The 17,709-nt window shown below is 37.7% G+C and carries 16 protein-coding genes; 8 read left to right on the top strand and 8 right to left on the bottom strand.

Going from position 1 to position 17,709, the window contains the following annotated elements:
* Positions 1-211: 211 nt before the first annotated feature.
* Both MSTHT_RS02890 and MSTHT_RS02895 read right to left on the bottom strand, forming a co-directional pair.
* Positions 212-919: a tetratricopeptide repeat protein gene (locus tag MSTHT_RS02890; RefSeq protein ID WP_048166487.1), complete on the bottom strand. Its 708-nt coding sequence runs from the start codon at positions 917-919 to the stop codon at positions 212-214.
* Between the two features lie 3 nt (positions 920-922).
* Positions 923-2,302: an NB-ARC domain-containing protein gene (locus tag MSTHT_RS02895; protein ID WP_187148752.1), complete on the bottom strand. Its 1,380-nt coding sequence runs from the start codon at positions 2,300-2,302 to the stop codon at positions 923-925.
* Between the two features lie 110 nt (positions 2,303-2,412).
* On the opposite strand from MSTHT_RS02895, the gene MSTHT_RS02900 reads away from it, so the two are divergent.
* Positions 2,413-3,885, top strand: coding sequence for a hypothetical protein (locus tag MSTHT_RS02900; protein WP_048166489.1), 1,473 nt, complete (start codon positions 2,413-2,415; stop codon positions 3,883-3,885).
* Positions 3,886-4,200: 315 nt separating this feature from the next.
* Here the strand turns inward: MSTHT_RS02900 and MSTHT_RS02905 are convergent, their stop codons facing one another.
* The 3 genes from MSTHT_RS02905 to MSTHT_RS14955 all read right to left on the bottom strand — a co-directional run bounded on the left by MSTHT_RS02905 (position 4,201) and on the right by MSTHT_RS14955 (position 7,127).
* Complete coding sequence (locus MSTHT_RS02905; RefSeq protein ID WP_048166490.1) at positions 4,201-5,502, bottom strand: phenylacetate--CoA ligase family protein; 1,302 nt, start codon at positions 5,500-5,502, stop codon at positions 4,201-4,203.
* A gap of 390 nt (positions 5,503-5,892) precedes the next feature.
* Positions 5,893-6,222: a hypothetical protein gene (locus tag MSTHT_RS02910; protein WP_048166491.1), complete on the bottom strand. Its 330-nt coding sequence runs from the start codon at positions 6,220-6,222 to the stop codon at positions 5,893-5,895.
* A 791-nt stretch (positions 6,223-7,013) separates the two neighbouring features.
* Positions 7,014-7,127 (bottom strand): CRISPR-associated endonuclease Cas1, encoded by a 114-nt coding sequence (locus tag MSTHT_RS14955; RefSeq protein WP_231588166.1) that lies wholly within the window; start codon positions 7,125-7,127, stop codon positions 7,014-7,016.
* Positions 7,128-7,367: 240 nt separating this feature from the next.
* On the opposite strand from MSTHT_RS14955, the gene MSTHT_RS02920 reads away from it, so the two are divergent.
* Genes MSTHT_RS02920 through MSTHT_RS02930 form a run of 3 tightly spaced genes read left to right on the top strand, consistent with a single transcriptional unit; the run spans position 7,368 to position 11,082 of the window.
* On the top strand, positions 7,368-10,547 hold the full coding sequence (locus MSTHT_RS02920) for an nSTAND3 domain-containing NTPase (RefSeq protein ID WP_048166492.1): 3,180 nt from the start codon (positions 7,368-7,370) through the stop codon (positions 10,545-10,547).
* Positions 10,548-10,579: 32 nt separating this feature from the next.
* Positions 10,580-10,786, top strand: a complete 207-nt coding sequence (locus tag MSTHT_RS02925; protein ID WP_048166493.1) for a hypothetical protein — start codon at positions 10,580-10,582, stop codon at positions 10,784-10,786.
* Entirely contained in the window at positions 10,762-11,082 is a 321-nt protein-coding gene (locus tag MSTHT_RS02930) for a GNAT family N-acetyltransferase (RefSeq protein WP_048166494.1), read from the top strand. Before MSTHT_RS02925 ends, MSTHT_RS02930 begins: the two co-directional genes overlap by 25 nt.
* 631 nt (positions 11,083-11,713) lie before the next feature.
* On the opposite strand, the gene MSTHT_RS02935 is transcribed toward MSTHT_RS02930, so the two are convergent.
* On the bottom strand, positions 11,714-12,928 hold the full coding sequence (locus MSTHT_RS02935; protein WP_231588167.1) for a COG1470 family protein: 1,215 nt from the start codon (positions 12,926-12,928) through the stop codon (positions 11,714-11,716).
* Positions 12,929-13,649: 721 nt separating this feature from the next.
* Complete coding sequence (locus MSTHT_RS02940; RefSeq protein ID WP_231588168.1) at positions 13,650-14,051, bottom strand: PKD domain-containing protein; 402 nt, start codon at positions 14,049-14,051, stop codon at positions 13,650-13,652.
* A 476-nt stretch (positions 14,052-14,527) separates the two neighbouring features.
* Between MSTHT_RS02940 and MSTHT_RS02945 the strand changes: the two genes are divergently transcribed.
* From MSTHT_RS02945 to MSTHT_RS02960, 4 genes are all read left to right on the top strand, one after another.
* Positions 14,528-15,010, top strand: coding sequence for a hypothetical protein (locus tag MSTHT_RS02945; protein ID WP_048166496.1), 483 nt, complete (start codon positions 14,528-14,530; stop codon positions 15,008-15,010).
* A 109-nt stretch (positions 15,011-15,119) separates the two neighbouring features.
* Positions 15,120-15,392, top strand: coding sequence for a DUF1294 domain-containing protein (locus tag MSTHT_RS02950; protein ID WP_048166497.1), 273 nt, complete (start codon positions 15,120-15,122; stop codon positions 15,390-15,392).
* Positions 15,393-15,724: 332 nt separating this feature from the next.
* The gene (locus MSTHT_RS02955) at positions 15,725-16,567 is read left to right on the top strand and encodes a fumarate hydratase (protein WP_048166498.1); all 843 of its coding nucleotides are present in this window, start codon (positions 15,725-15,727) and stop codon (positions 16,565-16,567) included.
* Positions 16,567-17,142 carry a FumA C-terminus/TtdB family hydratase beta subunit gene (locus MSTHT_RS02960; protein WP_048166499.1) on the top strand — a complete coding sequence of 192 codons (576 nt, stop codon included), beginning with the start codon at positions 16,567-16,569 and terminating at the stop codon, positions 17,140-17,142. Before MSTHT_RS02955 ends, MSTHT_RS02960 begins: the two co-directional genes overlap by 1 nt.
* 105 nt (positions 17,143-17,247) lie before the next feature.
* Here the strand turns inward: MSTHT_RS02960 and MSTHT_RS02965 are convergent, their stop codons facing one another.
* On the bottom strand, positions 17,248-17,523 hold the full coding sequence (locus MSTHT_RS02965; RefSeq protein ID WP_052721817.1) for an ArsR family transcriptional regulator: 276 nt from the start codon (positions 17,521-17,523) through the stop codon (positions 17,248-17,250).
* Positions 17,524-17,709 lie beyond the last annotated feature (186 nt).

The following is a 17,709-nucleotide window of genomic DNA, read 5'->3' on the forward strand; positions in this document are numbered from 1 at the left end:
ATCCGATAAAAATAGCATTTAAGGTTTGTGTCTATTTATATAATAGCTTTTGGATTTAGGGTTTTGATTTAAGATAATCTGTTTAATGTTTTAATTGATTCAACCTTATTGCTACTTTTTAGATTTCAGCCTGCTAACAATAGTCTGAAAAAGACTTTTTAAAACTGGAGGGTAGTTTGGAGCTTGAGGATTGCTGAGGTTGGAAATAACTTTAGTTTTCATTGTCATCAGTTCCGTCAAGCTCTTTCAATTTCTTCTCGCAAAAACTAATTATCCTTGGGTCTTCAATTGCTTTTCCAATAGATAGAGATTGCTTCAAAAATTCAATTGCTTTTCTGGTCTCTCCCAGACGAATGTATGCGTTCCCCAGATTTCCAAGGACTGTGCCCTCTACTCTCCTGTCTCCTATTTCTCTGGAAATCTTTAAAGCCTGTTCATAATACTCAATTACTTTTCTGGGCTCTCCCAGATGACTGTATGCTATCCCCAGATTTCCGAGGACAGTTTCATGAGTCTGTTTGTCTTTGAGAACTGGTTCGTCTTTGAAATGGTCATCAGGAAGTAATTTTTTGTAAATTTCAATTAGTGTCTTCGGATTTCCCCAGAGATCCAGAAGAGTTGGGAGATCGCATCTCCATATGATATCGGCTGCAAAATCATACTCTCCAGCTTCGCAAGCGTGGTAATGGGCTTCTATTACTGGTTGAAGGTCTTCTTTCTTGGTGGGATTTTTTGGTAGTGGAAGAGAAAGGTAGTATTTTACTGCAAGCATATGTACTTCTTTTTTGTCTTTGAGATCCCCATAGGAAAATTCCTGAATTAAGGGGTGTAACCAGTAACTTCCATTATGGTCGGTTTCGATAAGGGACTTATCAACGAGTTTCTTAACAGTGTCTATTGGGGTATTTTCCGTAAACATATCTTAGAGACCTTTCATACTCACAGGCTCACGATAGACTGAAATGCGCTCAAGAAACTCTTTTTCATCTCCTGCCAGTTTATCGAATAATCTTCTCGCCTTTTTGATAGTATCCTCTTTTTCTTTTTGATAAATAATTAAATCAGCAAGTATGTCTTTTGCCCCAAATTCTTTTACAAGCATCAAAAGCAATTTTAAGGCAAGAGGATGACCATCCACACCTGTAGCCAGTTCTTCCAGCTTTTGAGGCTCCACTTCACCAAGCCCATTTCTAGCAAGGTAGTCAACTGCAAAATCCGTTCTCAAACCATTGAGATGCTGTTTTTCTTCATCTTCCACCACATCTATCAGACTTTCCCCATTTTCGAATATGGGCAAAACTCGACTTGTTATAATGACTTTTGCGTTGTGGGTATTGTGTCGCAAGGAAAAAAAGAGAAGTTCAATTTCTTTGTATGTATAATTTTGGTCTGCAAGAATGGTGCTCAAATCATCGAAAATTAGCCAGATTTCGCTCCTTCTATGAAGTTCGCCAGTGAGTTTGTCAATATCAGTTTTTCCGGGTTCTCTTCTCTCCGCTTTAAAAGATACAATTTCAGGAGCATTCATGTAAGCAGCGAGTTTCTCAAGAATATCACCCAGTTTTGCATCCTGATTATCATAGAAGCTGAACCAGAAAGGTCCAGGGACGTTTACAGGTCTGAGGTCTACAAGAGCTCTTGCTAGAGTGGACTTGCCGACACCACCAACTCCGCTGATTAGTAAAATCTGGTGACTTTCGAGGTATGTAAGGGCTTTTATTAATTCTTCTGAACGGTTTTCGCTAACGAACTCTTTCAATCGTCTTGGATACGGCGTTAGCGTTGAAGGATTATAGCGGCTCAGAATTTCCTGATTTGCTGCTTCTTTTCTTCTTTGGTCAAGATATTCAATGATTTTGATGTATTCATCGCCGGAAGGCGTGTTGAAGTTTAAAAAAGTATTGTAGTTTCCCACCGCGAGTTGATCAATATTCTCTATATTGAAATTTATGATTGGTTGAATTTCTCTAGCAAAGTCTGAATTTTCATTGAGCAGTTTCAGGATTTCCTGCTGAAGCTCTTCTTTTGCTTTTGGATCATCGGGGCTTCCGGAGACTTTTTTAAGTGCCCTCTCAAGGGATTCACCCATTCTAGGGTTTATTTTGTCCAGCAAAGCCTTTGCTCTCTTCAAACCTGCGAAACCGAGTTTTTCAATGCCTCTTTCTAAAAGCATATCTTTGCTTTTATCTACTACAGCTTTGCCTCCCGCATAAATAAACGGCAGGGCTGGAGCGAGAAGATCTGTTGCTCGCTGGGCTAGAAAAGGCTGGATCCATAAACTCCTCCGAATTCTTTTTGACATTGGAGGCATTACAAAATAAATCTTGCTGTTTTGAGCGGATGAAAAGAAGAAATTTTAGATTTCGACTTTTCCAGATCTCGATTAGATAAAATTTACAAACTTCATCTTTTTTGCAAAATTTACGTGAAGGCCGCTCTCCTGCGTCGAATCTTGCACAGGATATGGAAGCAAATGACACAGAGGCTTTTCAACAGGCTTTAGAACAGGATGGATTCACAGTACAGGAAGGTGAACTGGCTTACTTTGATTTACTCAGGTTATTGGAGGAAGGAGTATTGCCTTCTGCATACGGAAATAATCCTACCACAAAATATGTGATATATTTTGTTCCACCGGCTCCAGGTTATGAAGTAGAGGAACAGATGTCTGAAATAGCCAGTACGCTTGGGGTGAGCGGGAACACAACTCCATTCTGGAACCTCCGTCCTGACGAAGCAGTTGTTTTTGTGGGAAGAACACCTCCGGAATGCAGGTATTTCAGTTATGATAATATGTTAATGCGCAGAACAATTGGAAATGAGAGGAGATGGATCTTTTCCAACTTAGTAGATACGATAAACAACCTTGTTATCAAAACCGAAGGAACGCCAGATGGAGCTTCCGGAGATCCTTTCAACCAGACTACAATAATAATCATTACTGCTGATAGAGGCATTGACCAGCGCATCCGGGATGCTGCCGAGTCTGCAGGATACTCAAACAATACAATTAACACCCAGGTGCTGCCCTCGGTCATGCTGAACATGGGTTTGGATAATGATTCCGTTACATTTGCATCATTTATCCGCCCAGCCTTATTCAATGATACCCAGGCTGGTGACGATTACATTAATAATACACCTGCAACTATTTTCCGCATTACTCCCAACAATACAACAGAACTGGATCCATATGATTATCCGGAATTAAGGATTCGTGGGACCGGACAAACAGAGTTTGAGCTTATGGATGATCTCGAAGAGCTAAGGGTTGCAATTCTCGAAAAATACAACAAGTCAAATGCAACAGAGCTCCCGACCAGTCAGGGAGGCCCTATAGGGAGTGATGCTATTCAGAGAGGAATTAACGCCGTAGGTCCTACCAACGATGAATGCTATCTATGGACAGCAAACCAGACTATCTTTTCGCCGACACCTCCTTTCTTTGACACTTCGGAATACTATCCTTTCCTGCGAGACCCGGCAATTACTTTAGGTAATGATACCGATGAATTCATAATTGTATATGGGGTCAACCATGTAGCTGCAGGAAAGGCGACGTACTCTAATTTTGCAATATACGGAGCTGATGTGTTTAACGGCGTTATAGCAATCACAAATGAGGATTTCAATGGATCTGCTGAGGAATACCTCCCTGATAATCCCAATGCGAAATATCTTTATGTCTACAAGCTATCCAGAAACTGCAGTGAGGATGATCAATACTGCTACGAAGTTCCTTATGGTCAGGGAGTTCACGGTATAGAGCTGGATCAGCCGCTTTTCATTGGCTGGAGAGCCTACCTGGAAAACGCTACAAAAACCGGGCCAGCTTACTCAGAGATCGTGTACGATAGGGCTATAAAGTTTGATCCAAAAAGTTAAGGTAAAATGGAAATGGAACTGAATATAGGAACGTTAAGGCGAGTTTAAGCTCTGGTTGAGGCGTATTACCTCCAACAAAATTTTTCATTTTTTATATTTTACTATTTTTAGATTTCCACTTTATAGTCAGGGATTTTTAGTTTCATCACATACTTTGTGGTTGTCTGGGTTCTAGAAATCAGTGATTCAAAACTGTTGTTGTTTAAAAAAAGAAACTATACATTGCTCAACGGAAGAAAAAAGTTGGAGGAATCAGAGAATAGAAATCCCCTGACCATTTAAGTTAGTAAACAATGACTCTAAACTGTGCAGAGTTCAGAGCTGCGGGCGCCTGTCAATGATTCTCTTTGCCTTGCCTGCAGTTCTCTCGATGCTACCTTTCTCAAGGAGTTCGACGTTTGTGCGGATGTTCAGGACGGACTTGAGTTCACGCTGGACGTAGTCCTGAACGGCTTTGAGGTCCTTGAGTTCGCCGGTAAAGGCGTTGTCTTCTAGCTCGACTTCGATTGTGAGTTCGTCGAGCATGTGTCTGTTGCGGTCAAGGATTAACCGGAAGTGATCGCCCACCTGCGGAATCCGGGAGATGACATCCTGGATCTGAGAGGGGAAAACATTGATTCCTCTCACGATCAGCATGTCGTCAGCCCTGCCCATGAGGCGGGAAATTTTTGTGGTGGTTCTGCCGCATTCGCATTCGGATTCAAGAAGTTTTGCCATATCGCCTGTGCGGTACCTGATGTTGCAGAAGCCTTCCTTGTTGATGGAGGTGAGGACAAGTTCTCCTTTTTCGCCTTCTGAGACCTGCTCTCCGTTTTCATCAAGGACTTCGACAAGGAAATTATCGCTCCAGATGTGCAGCCCGTTCTGCTCCTGGCACTCAAAACCTATTCCAGGTCCAAACATCTCGGATAGTCCGTAGCAGTCATAGGCTTTGAGGTTGAGCCTCTTTTCAAGCTGTTTGCGCGTATTTTCCGACCAGGGCTCACCACCGAAGATAGCGGCTTTCAATGAGAGCTTGTCTATAATGCCGAGTTCTTCAGCCGTTTCGGCAAGGTAAAAGGCATACGAAGGTGTGCAGTGCACAGCCGTTACCCCGAAGTCGATCATCATCTCTAGCTGCCGGGCGGTATTTCCGGTCGCAGCCGGCACGACCATTGCGCCCATCCTTTCAACGCCGTAGTGGAAACCCAGGCCTCCTGTAAAGAGCCCATAATTCATGGAGTTCTGGATTATATCGCCTGCAGAAAGGCCTATCATTGTGAGATCCCTGGCAATCAAATCTGACCAGGTCTCAATATCCTTTGCCGTATACCCTACGACTGTAGGCTTCCCGCTTGTGCCGGACGAGGCGTGGATACGCACTATGTCTTCTTTTCTGGCAGCAAAGAGCCCGAAAGGATAGTTTTCCCGAAGGTTGGCTTTCCGGGTAAAAGGCACTTTACGGATATCATCAAGAGTTTTAACATCCTCGGGAGTGACTCCAGCTTCCTTGAATTTCTGCCTATAAAAAGGAACATTTTCATAAACCAGCTTTAAGCTCTTTTTAAGGCGTTTAAGCTGTAATTTCTTCATTTCTTCGGGATTCATTGTTTCGTATTTCGGCTGCCAGTATTTCATTAACAGAACCTTCTTTTTTATTTGTGAAACCATTCTCAGGTCATAAATTTTAATGTATAATGCCATGTCTCTGCATGGCATGATATATTAAATAATCTAATCAATAATATAAAATGTTTGGAAAAATCCTTCTGTACTGTAATCGTTAATAGATATAAACGTTGTTGAGGTGAAGAGGTTTTAAATTATGGAGTTAGCAGATTTAAAAGAACCGAATTTTATTTGCTGCGTAAGATTCGGCAGTTTAGATCCCATAAAAAAGCAACACTGTTTTCTGAGAGTAACGCATATCTTCTTTTTCAAAAGTAGTCCTAACTAATAAACTTATACAATTCTTTGTAAAATTCTAATATAAAAAAACAAAATAAAAAAGGAATTTAAGATATTTTATTAATACTTGAGCGGATTAGAACCATATCTTGTGCCAGTTCTTTTTTCACCTTCTTCTCTTACTTCAGATTCCTGTACTTTTGCCTTAGATTCGTATACTTTTGATTTTAATCCTTCCACCTTTGCTTTAAGCCCCTCTGCTTTTGTTTTAAAGCCCTCTACCTTTGTTTTAAAAACTTCTGCTTTTGTTCTAGATCCTTCTTCTTTTGTTTTAAATTTATTGCACAAACAGCAGCCTTCTTTGCAGCGTGAGATGTGTATATGTTTTACAACACTGACAAATCCTATTGCGGCCAAAATATAAACTATTACTTTCTTAAGTGTATCCATGTTAATCCCCCAAAATTATTTGTATCTTTTTGTTTATGAAATTTATTCATAAAATGGTAAAGTTCTTCGGAGCCATAGAAGGCTACCAACCACTTATCAAGTCTTGACGTGTATATGTTTTACAATATAAACAAGCCCTATTGCGGCTAAAATACCAACTGCTATTTTCTTAAGTGTATCCATATTGATCCCCCAAAACTATTATTGTATCTCATTGTTTATGAAGTTTATTCATAAAATAATAAAGTTCTTAGGAACAAAGAAAGCTGCCAACTATACATTAAGGTTTACTGATTATTATCAGGCTGATATATCAATAGCAGTGTATGAAGGATAACAGCTTTTTATCCGGTTGATATATCATTAGAAACATACACATTTTTACTTTTGGCTTGAAACCAATACTTCCCACTTATTCACCTTTTCCATAGTATGGCTATTAGGAGTAAACGGCTTATCTGACTTTGCATTCTGCTTCATGTAACGAAATATCCCTTTAGAAAATCCTAACTTTTACCTGTCAACATAAGAAATATTGAGAATCTCTTGTCTTATATCATAAGGAGCAATAATTTTAATTTCATGTTCAAGCTTAACCATATCCAGTTATTCCTTTTTGCTGGTAAGGTAATGGGCTAGTTCCCCAATATTCCGAAAGATAACATAACCCTAAGTTCTTTTCTCTCCTTGATAACTCACTTTTTTATTCAGCATATTGGAAAGCTATTAACAATCTTCCTGGCTCCAGTTAGTTTTAACCTGAGATTTTAATTCTAAGTTTTATGAAATCTTTACTTTACAGCCCCGTTTTCAACCAAGCTGATAACTGTCAGGTCAACAAGGAACCTGAAAGGCTCCTGAAGGTTATATACTAAGCTGTCTTTCTTGGGTTTATCCCATGCCAAAATCCTACGTGGGGATCTAACCTTAGTATTTATGGCTCTCAAGCATTCAGACTGTAGAATCTTTACATCGTGCAAAACAATGTTAATGAGCGTAATCCTGAACTCCAAAATGTCTTCGTTTACTCAAAAAATTAAGCAAAGTACCTGGCCCAGTGCAAAATAGGAAAATTTAATTGCTATTATTTAACTAAGTGAAATAGTTTGTAATCGTGATATATCTAATGCTGACGGGGATGAATAGTGATCTCAGAATTAGCTTTGAGTCTTCTTGCTAACATATTATCTGATACCGCCAAGGAAACCCTTGGCAAACATTATGATCCTTCTTTGAAAGCATATAAAAATGCAATTAAAAGTTTAAGCGATAAGTATAGATTAAATATTACTCAAATTGAAACTTTTTTGCATCAAGAAAATGTAAAGGTAGCAATCAAAGAATATCTAGAGAATCCAAATAACCATGATTTATTAAATAGTTTAACTGATGAGTTTCTGTCCTCATTTAATGAAAATAAATTTCTGAAAGAGCGTGAAAGTTCAATCTTAAGTGAGTTTTTTGAATTTTTATATACTGAGATTAAAAAAGATCCAGAACTTAGAAACTATCTTCAACATTATCTAATAACTGAAATTCATCATGGAGTTCAAGAACTGTCTCAAGGAGCTCAGGAAACAAATCAAGGAATTCGGGAAATATCCTTCAAAATTGACGAACTATGTTTGTCTTTGAAAAATCTTACATCTCGTGGACAAAAAATTGGAGAGGCAGATATAGATATAGGGAGACAAATTGATAGGGATATAAAAGAATGGCTTGAAGGAAATAAAGAGTTCTATATTATTTATCTGGGTATTTTGGGACTTGAACAATCAGTTGAAGTAAGTGCAAATTATAATATAGAACTGCTGGAAAGAAAAAAGCTTATAGCTCTATTAAAAAGTGAGCTTAGGGAACTGGGGGATTATATTAAAATTATTGAAGTGTCTAACTCGAACGATTTGATTCTCTGTGTAAAATACTTTAGTAACATTTTTGAAGCAGCTTCAGTAGCTTTGGGTGCTAAGAGTTGTTTTAAAATAGTTATTGGAACAGTAGAATTAAGTGACTATAATAATTGCTATAAAAATATAATTAAAGAATGCCAAGATTTAAAAGAATGCAAATTCTGTTACGAATGGGAGTCTATTGGAAAAATATCAACGCCATTTGTTATTGCTGCAGATACTGTTGTTAATAGTATGACCTTAGGGATGAGAAAATACTTTATGGAAAAGAACTTCGAATACATTGATAGAAGAAAGGATAAAAAATATTATTTAATAAATAAAGAAAGTTTAATAAAGGAGAGAAAAGTTTCGGAATTTATCAAGTCTATTGGGCAACAAAGGGTTGACTACAATGGAGCATTAATAGATAGGCTATTTGTTCCACCAGATGAATTCGAGGAAATAAAAGAAAAACTCAATAATGATAGAATAGTGTTTATTACTGGACCGCCAGGATATGGAAAGACATATACAGCTATAAGATTGATGTGGGAATGGTACTCCAGAGAAAATAATATTTGCTTTCCAGAGTGGGTCCCTGGTAAAGAATATGAACAAAGAAAAGAAGTTAGAGAAAAGTTAGCAAATATCGATGCGATACTAAGACCACATCATATATACTATTTTGAGGATCCTTTCGGAAAAACAAAGTATGAGGGTAGAGACGATTTAAAGCAAAGAATAGGTCATATTATCGATTCTGTTAAAGGAAAATCGGATACATATGTTATAATTACATCAAGAAAAGATATTTTTCAAGAATTCGAGAAAGAGATTTATTTCCCTGAGGAAGTAAGGAAATTCGAAAAAGAATTGAACATTATAAAACCCTCTTACAATCATTTTAAAAGAATAGAAATTCTTGAGAAGTGGGCAGAAGAAAAAGGATGTGAATGGCTAGAACATCAAGAACTGAGAAATTTAATTATTGAGAAGTTAAAAAATGAGAATAAATTGCCAACGCCTCTTAACATCTATGATTTTGTTGTTGCAACTGCAGGAAAGCAGCTAGCGATTGATAAAGAAAATGCAAAAGAAGAATTGCGAAAATTTTATGAAAAAGAGATAGAGCCAAAGATAGATAAAAATTCGCAAGCAACTGAAAAAGCGTTTGCGGACGAAATTAAAGAATTATATAAGTCTAAAAGATACGATAGAATCTACTTTCTCTCAATAATTTTTATATCGCAGCTATCTTACTCATACTTTAGTTGTGATTTTGTCAAAAAGCAATATAACATATTAAAGAAAAGAAATAGAGACAAAGACTTTAGAGATTTCAACAAAGTTTTAAAAGAAGAGTATAGAATTAAATTAGTTAAAGAGAACCTATTCAACGGACAGGAAGAAAAATATTCTTTAGAGTTCGCTCATCCTTCTTACTCAAACGCTCTTAACTATATACTTGATCACGATGGGTGCAAAGAGTATTTCTGTGATGTGTTAAACCAGCTTATAGAGGAGGAGTACGCTGCTGGGGGCGTTGCATGGATAATTGTACACTTTTATAATAAATTTTCATATGATGAACAAAAAGAATTAATTTCTAAACTTGAGGAGAATAAATATGCATTTGGAGATGCTACTTTAGCGATAATAGAAAAATATGGTGAATTGCCTCTTAACGTAAGAAGTTTAGTATTTAAATTTGTTAACAATCTATGTGAGTCCGAGTTCATAATAAGAAGGATGGGAAAAGATTATCATAAATTGTCTAAGGATGTAAAAGATCTGATAATAAATATTGCAAGCAATATATACGCTAGTGGGGATGTCTTTAATGAAATGGGCAGATACACTCTATTACCTAAAGAGTTGATGGATTTAATATATAAGATCTCAGAGAATATTGTCGACACTGGTGACATTGGGTGGGGAATTGTAAAGAATTATGGACAAAATGAGAATTATAGGAATGAATTAGTACCTTTACTTGATCTACTTAAAGAGAACAAAATCGGCTGCAGAGGTCTTGTATCAGCAATACTACAGAACTATAATAACTTACCTAAACATGTACAGGATTTAATATTCACTCTTAAAAGTAACGAAGATGTCGCAGGGAGTATTGCATGGGGAATCATTAGAAATTATAATAATTTACCTGAAAATGTAAGAAATCTAGTTCCAAGTGTCATAGATAATATAGAGACCAGTAAATATATTGGGGATCTTGTATGGATTGGAATAGAAATAATTGAGAATTACGGTAGATATCCTGAAGAAATAACATGCCTAATAGAAAAAGAAAAGCTTCAATATGGGCTTAATGAGCTCAGAAGGTTATTATTAGAATCCCAAGATAGAGACTGTATAATTAAGGCGAGGGAATTTGAACAATATATTAAAATTGTGCCTCCAAACTATAGATGATAGGTATATAATAGTTAGAAAGGAGACAAACTATGGAAGAATTTATAATCCGTAATGCAAAGCAGAATGACCTCTCAATAATTCTATCACTTTTCACAGAAGCTTATAGAGAAAATTATATTTCTCATGGAGAGATACAATTAGGAATTGCTGATAACAAGAATTCATTGAATCCAGATGGTTTAATCATAAAAAAAAAGAACTGGAAACCTTGTTGGATTCTCCAAAATCCTTTGTAAGAGTTGCATATAATCAGTCAAAGAATATTATTATTGGTGTGGCAGTTTCTAGTATTATCTCGGAATATCCTTGGAGTAAAAAATATGGGGTTATAGCCGATATTGTAGTCGATTCCAATTTTAGACGTATGGGCGTAGGAAAAAAACTAGTTGAAGATGCAGAAAATCTATTAAAAACGAACTTTGTCAAAGATATATTTATAGAAATTAACAATGATAATACTATATCAAAGTCTTTTTTTTCTAAATTAAGCTATAGGATAATATCGGTAACTGCATGTAAACGAATTGACTAAAATGTCAATTCGTAATTATAAAGCTGATCCAAAAACTCAAAACTATATTTTTGAATCTCGAGTTTAGAGTTATCAATCAGGCGGTTGGTCATGAAAAATAAGTTGAAACTTTACAAATTTTAAGAATAAAATTAATTCTTAGAAATTAAAACTTTAGTTTCTTTCTTTAATTTCTAACCTTAAAACCTAACCCTAAACTTTAAAACTTGCCTCTCAAATCTTAAAATTTAGCCTCCTAATCTTAAAGCTTAAGACCCTCATTAGCCTCAATATCCCTCTCTGAGACCAAGTTTTCCCAAGACTTAACTCTCTCCAAACATGGTTGTTAAGTAAAAGGCTATCACTTTTGCATTTTGTTTCATGTAGTGTTAACCGCCTTAGAAAAATCTAACTTTACTCAGATTCAAACAAGACAAGCTATAATAAGCATTATAATTACCATTATAAGTCGCTTGTAGAAAATAAAACGAGCAACATTACCTACAGCTTTTAGTTTTTGGCATCATAGGTCGCCTTATAAAGAATAAAGCCATAATAAATAGAAAAGTTAAAAATTAAAAAGTAGTTATGACAGGACTCTGAAACAATTCAAAATCAGTCCTGTCACTTATTTATAATTATCTTACATCAATTATTTCTCAGAGTCCCTAAAACTTACTGAGTAAGTAAAACTATTGACATTTTTCGGGAGAATTGAAAGTTCCCAGGTTCCGATTGCTCCAGATACTTCATAGGTTTCGGTGTATTGTTTGACGCTGTCATAGGTTAGATCATCTTCGATTGCCCAGATCGGGTAGTAGGAGGACTCCAGAGCTGATACACTGCCACCCTGAGTTTTTTCTACAAGGGTCAGATTAACAGGGTTTGAATTGCATTTCAGATTCATTTCAAAAGATGGTTCTTCTTTTTCCGGGGAGATGCGCAGCATTGGAATAGGGTCATAAATATCAGCCGAAACTTTAATCGTTATTGGGTCTGCGGTTTTAGTGTTAAAGGTTTTTACGAAAGGAACGGAAAGCGGATTAATAACAAAAAAGTTCAAGCCCAGTTGTTGCACTGACCCATCGTTTGCTTTTCCGTCTGCGTTCATTTCTATGAAACCGTCAAAGGTTCCACTTACATTGTCGGGAACAGGAACACGGATGGTCATGTTTGTGATTTCGCCGGCTTTTATGACTGAAGGTGCGGAAATTTCTATCAGGTCACTACTGAAAGCAGGCTTAATATCTGGATCAAAATAGATGTTTTCCACTACTTTCGGATCGATAGTTACATCTTTGCCTGCCACGTTTTTGATTTTTATCTTATATACGTATTCCTTTCCTGGATCAACATTATCGAAAATGTAGTCTCTCTGAAACTCAAGCTTCGGAGGGACAGGCACTGAGATCCCGAGATTCATTACATTAATGTACTGGGCACCGTATTCTGGAGGATACATGTCATCTGTAAAGACTATCTGAGCATCATATTCTCCGCTTTTTGCATCCTCAGGCACATTTACTTCAACCGCAAATTCCTGCTTTATGCCCGGATCTGCAGTCACATTTGCCGGAGATATTGTAATCCAGCTTTTGTTGAGGGGGTAGATACTGCCAGGCATATTCATAACTTTCGGAGCTACATTGAGCGTTTTGTTACCTTCGTTCGTGAAACTGACATTGAAGGTTTCACTGCTTCCCGGCGTGAGATACACAGCATAATAGGTCGGGTTTATTGAGTGTAAGGTGTAACCTTCGTTGTCTGCTACCGGTTCAGAGATAGTAGAATCTTCGTAAGTTCCGCTCTCGCTGGTTACATCTCCGGTAAGCTCATCAGGCTGAGCAAGCGCAGACGGTATTAACACCAGGCAAAGTAGTAAACATAAGAATTGAAATGTCAATTTTAATGCAATATTTTTACTCATATCTCTGACTCCTTTCATTTATTCATAAATATATTCACCAGTAATGGTCATGAGTAAATCTGGAACTTAAATGACCTCTCCAAATCCCATTTTGTAAGTAACGGATTAAGTCTCCAGATTCCGATTTCAATCGCATATTCCAAATCGATTGAATCACGAACTGTATAACTTCTAGACATATATAATTTTTTATGAAAAATGTTTCTAGCAGTTAACACATAAATCAACTTTATAAAAAATCGGAATTGTGATCAAGCAGTACGCTAGAAATTTTATTGGAACAGACATAACAGAGTAGAACACTATTGAACGAAACTTTACTTGTTGCTCCCTGCGGAACGCAAAATAAAAAAATGTGAAACTTTAACAAAAAATAAATTAAAATTTGCCTTGAATGTGAAAATTTCCCCTGCAATAATCTAAAACATCTGGATAAAAGGCATCGTACTAGATACAGAACCCATCCCAAAACAGAAATATTTCTCACATCAATAAGAATTCCCAGAACAAACTTTTGATGAAAACTCGATTGGTTATTGGGAATTTTAGATTAGGGGATTCAATTTTGAGTTTTGCGATCAACTCATAAATAAAATAACTCATAAATAAAATAATAGATAAAAAATAGAAGTTGGTAGTAGATTTTTAATTTTTTTCAAATCTACTTAATAACAACATTCTTGTGAACCCACAATTTCCCATTACAACCTTTACATTTAATAGTCAAACAGGAAATATAAAATCCAGTCTTTTTATACTTGTGTACCGGATTTTTCAATGCTGGAGTTATCTTTGTTCCTTCAAGAGAAGTTCCATCTCCAAAATCCCATCTAATATATGTCTCTGTACCTTTTGAGAGGTCTTTAAACTGCACTACTCGTGGATCGCTGCTTGAAGCTGCTACCGCTGTATAATCAATACGATGATCCTTACAACAGGATATACGGGCTGTAGCTGGAGGAGTCCCTGCGCCTAGGGGGGTGGGGGTTACGGTAATTTTTGCAAAGACTCCTTCAGACAATAAAGTCAATATCAACAGTGTGGTGAGAACGATCGCTGTCATTCTCCATAAAGACTTCCTATTATTTTTCATATTTTCCTCCTGTGTTTCTTAGTTTAACCAAGAAATTGGTAAGTGAAAACAACAGGAGAAATTATCATATAAACATACTTATTTTCAAGAAATAAAATAAAAGTCCTGATACGAGTTTAAAGCTTTATAATGCTTTATTATCCTTTTTAAAAGATTAAGATAAAGAGAAATTCTTTAACACTGTTCTCAATTGTTACAGACATAAAACTAGGGATTATGGAAAGGTCATGTAATAAAAAATCTTAAGAAAACTCTCTACTTTAAGTAATAATCTATAAAACTTTCTCAATTTATTAGAGCAACATTTATTTCTCAGGAATCTGGCTATAAGTCGTTACGAAATATCGAGAGCCTTGCTCCTAAACGGACTTTAACGCAGTATTTTAATAAGACTTGGAAACCCAATAAATCAGGTCAGAACAAAATTTGCAGGTTGATAAAAGCTTATGATAAAAGCAGGCAGTTCCTTTTCTCACAATGGAAAACGCGGTACTATCGGTGCGGTTATCTCGCTCAAAGGAGTGCTTTATGCGGTTACAGTTTCACATATCTTCAGAGGAGAAAGAGACCGCCTGACCGTTGATGGAAATACACTCGCTGTTACTAGAATTTTAGAAGACCATCACTTAGCCCTGATAGAGCTCCCTCCAGGCAGCGAGGCTGAAATCACGGAATTTGGCAGCCCGGCTGAACTGGAACTGGCTAAGCTCATTAATGATACCCGTACTATCCATTACTGCAGGATAGCTAATTCTGGGGCTTCATTGCTTTTTCTGGGCTTCCAGTGCCATGACATGCCGGGTCCGGAAGATAGCGGCTCTCCTATCGTACAGAAAGGGAAAGTAATAGGTATAATGACTTCGGCAACCTTGGATACCTGCATGGGGTTTGCGATCTCATCTAAAATTCTCAGAAACCTGAAAGTATAACGGTGCTGCAGAATTGAGCCTCTGGAACCTCAGTATAGAGTTTCTTCAGACTAATATAATTGGGCAAAATATCACAGCCTTTAATTATTATTAAGGAGAATTCTTTTTCATGACAGAAAGAATATACCTACTTTTTCCTATTTTTTATGCTATTATTAACGCAGCCTCTTTTACACTGTATGGAATGGATAAATTCAAAGCGAAAAACGCAGGGTGGAGAATCTCCGAGCAGAGCTTGCTGATCGCTTCTCTCTTCGGTCCGATAGGTGCACTGCTCGGGATGCAGCACTTCAGGCATAAGACCCAGAAGCCCATATTCAGAATTCTTGTACCTGCCTTTGCTGGAGTTCACATACTGCTTGTGCTCTGGATCAATCTGTGACAGCTCTTATAATTCAATAACAAAAACAAAATTCAATAACTAAATAAAATTCAATAACAAAGTCAAGTGGCTTCTATAACATTTGCAGCTACCAGAATAAAGTGGCTTCTATAACATTTGCAGCTACCAGAATAAATCCTGACAAGAGTATAGGTTTATAAGTTAAAAATATAATCAGAGGATACATTATGAGAGAGGCGACAGACCCATCCCACCTTTGAGAAGGCGGAAATTCTCCTTCACTCTACAAAAATACAAAATTCGCCTCAAGACGATGGGAGATTTGAATCTGTCCTCTCATACCTGTTATATAGATCTATTTTGGTGATCTCTTGCCCTCAAAAATCAGCCGTGAAACCTTTATTCAGTCTATTGTAGACCTTTTGCGAAAAGCAGAAACTGAACTTCCTGAAGATGTGGTAGATGCACTCAGAAAAGCCGAAACCGCCGAGGAAAATGATGTTGCAAAATCCCAGCTCCAGACAATTCTGAAGAATATTGAGATTGCAAAAAAGCATGGAGTTCCAATGTGCCAGGATACGGGTATAATGATCTTTTTTGCAGAAATTGGGAGCGAATTTCAGCCAGGTTTTGACATCGAAGCTGCGATTCAGGAGGCTGTAATCCTTGCGACAGCTAAAATTCCACTCCGCCCGAATGCTGTAGATCCATTGTCCCGGAAAAACAGCGGGAATAATACAGGGGCTGGAATTCCGGATATTCACTGGAAGCTCGTTCCCGGAAAACATTTAAAAATTACTGTTGCTCCCAAAGGCGCAGGCTCTGAAAACATGAGTTCTTTGCGGATGTTTAACCCGACAGAGATTGGGAATATCAAAAACTTCGTACTCGAGACCGTAGTGAACGCCGGAGGGATGCCCTGCCCTCCTTTGACCATAGGAGTCGGAATTGGGGGTTCTTTTGATGCAGCAGCCAGGCTTGCAAAAGAAGCTCTGCTTGAGCCCCTTGACACCCAGATGGATGTGTTGGAAAAAGAAATCCTTGAGGCTGTAAACGCACTCGGGATAGGCTGCATGGGTTTGGGAGGTAGCACAACCGCCCTTTCAGTGCACGTGAAAACTGCTTACTGCCACACCGCATCCCTTCCAGTTGCAGTAAATATCCAGTGCTGGGCAAACCGGCATGCTTCGATTGTTTTTGGAGGGGAGGAATAATGGAATATCACCTGAAAACCCCGCTGGAGATTGAAGATATCAAGAAACTTAACGCCGGAGACATCGTCTATATCTCGGGAGAAATCCTGACAGCCAGGGATGAAGCCCATGCAAGGATCCTTGAAATGGACGAAAAGCAAGAGGAACTTCCTTTCTCCCTTGAAGGGGCAGTAATCTATCATTGTGGCCCACTTATGCAGCAAACCGAGAACGGCTGGAAAGTAATTTCGGCAGGTCCTACAACCAGCGGCAGAATGTCAAAAATGACGCCCCCTCTCCTGAGATCTCACGGAATTCGGGCAATTATTGGAAAAGGTGGTATGAAAGGCGTAACTGATGCCCTGAAGGGCAAATGCGTTTATCTGGCTTATACAGGCGGATGCGCTGCCCTTGCTGCAGAATTAATCAAGGAGGTAAAAGCAGTCCACTGGCTTGATCTTGGAATGCCTGAGGCTGTGTGGGTGCTCAGTGTAGAAGAGTTCGGACCGCTTATAGTAGGAATTGATGCAAAAGGAAAGGATATTTTCTCAGAGGTAAGGGAAAAAGCTCAAGAAAAGTTTGAAAAGCAGAAATAAACTCAAAAATGCCTCTTCGCATTTCAGCAGTCTGCCGGATTCGCGATATCAGGAAAAAGGGTTCTGTAAAGTTCTCAAATAAGAGATATCATACATCTAATGGGCTTAATAATAATCATTCTCAAGCTGTCTGAAGGCGGTTACAAGGGATTCCATTTTCTGAACAATAACCCTGCCGAGCAGGGAAAGTTCGTATACCTTATCTTCATGAATTACAAGCCCATTTTCTTTTAGCTTTTTTAGCTGGGGCAGGATTACAACGGAATTCGTACCAAGCTCACTGTTGATCTCTTCAATTGTCCGGGGTTTCTCTTTAAGAAGGAGAAGCAGATTGGTCCTTTTTTCGGAAGAGAGAAGAACTGTGATCAGAGAAGATCTCATCACTTCTACTGTAAAAAAAGATAGATATATAATTTTTCATTTTCATATAAAAATCATTTAATAAATTAGCTCAAATCTTTAGCTGGAAGGCAGACTCAGTTTTTTAAATAAAACTGACACAAAAAAGGATAAATAAATTCTGCCCTCAACAAGAGAAGTGAAAAAGATAAAAAGCGTTTTTCCCTG

Source organism: Methanosarcina thermophila TM-1 (assembly GCF_000969885.1).
GTDB lineage: Archaea > Halobacteriota > Methanosarcinia > Methanosarcinales > Methanosarcinaceae > Methanosarcina > Methanosarcina thermophila.

Coding starts and splice junctions, on each gene's coding strand:
- MSTHT_RS02890 (WP_048166487.1), bottom strand. CDS start 919: ATGTTTACGGAAAATACCCCAATAGACACTGTTAAGAAACTCGTTGAT.
- MSTHT_RS02895 (WP_187148752.1), bottom strand. CDS start 2,302: ATGTCAAAAAGAATTCGGAGGAGTTTATGGATCCAGCCTTTTCTAGCC.
- MSTHT_RS02905 (WP_048166490.1), bottom strand. CDS start 5,502: ATGAAATACTGGCAGCCGAAATACGAAACAATGAATCCCGAAGAAATG.
- MSTHT_RS02910 (WP_048166491.1), bottom strand. CDS start 6,222: ATGGATACACTTAAGAAAGTAATAGTTTATATTTTGGCCGCAATAGGA.
- MSTHT_RS02925 (WP_048166493.1), top strand. CDS start 10,580: ATGGAAGAATTTATAATCCGTAATGCAAAGCAGAATGACCTCTCAATA.
- MSTHT_RS02940 (WP_231588168.1), bottom strand. CDS start 14,051: ATGACAGCGATCGTTCTCACCACACTGTTGATATTGACTTTATTGTCT.
- MSTHT_RS02945 (WP_048166496.1), top strand. CDS start 14,528: ATGATAAAAGCAGGCAGTTCCTTTTCTCACAATGGAAAACGCGGTACT.
- MSTHT_RS02950 (WP_048166497.1), top strand. CDS start 15,120: ATGACAGAAAGAATATACCTACTTTTTCCTATTTTTTATGCTATTATT.
- MSTHT_RS02960 (WP_048166499.1), top strand. CDS start 16,567: ATGGAATATCACCTGAAAACCCCGCTGGAGATTGAAGATATCAAGAAA.
- MSTHT_RS02965 (WP_052721817.1), bottom strand. CDS start 17,523: ATGAGATCTTCTCTGATCACAGTTCTTCTCTCTTCCGAAAAAAGGACC.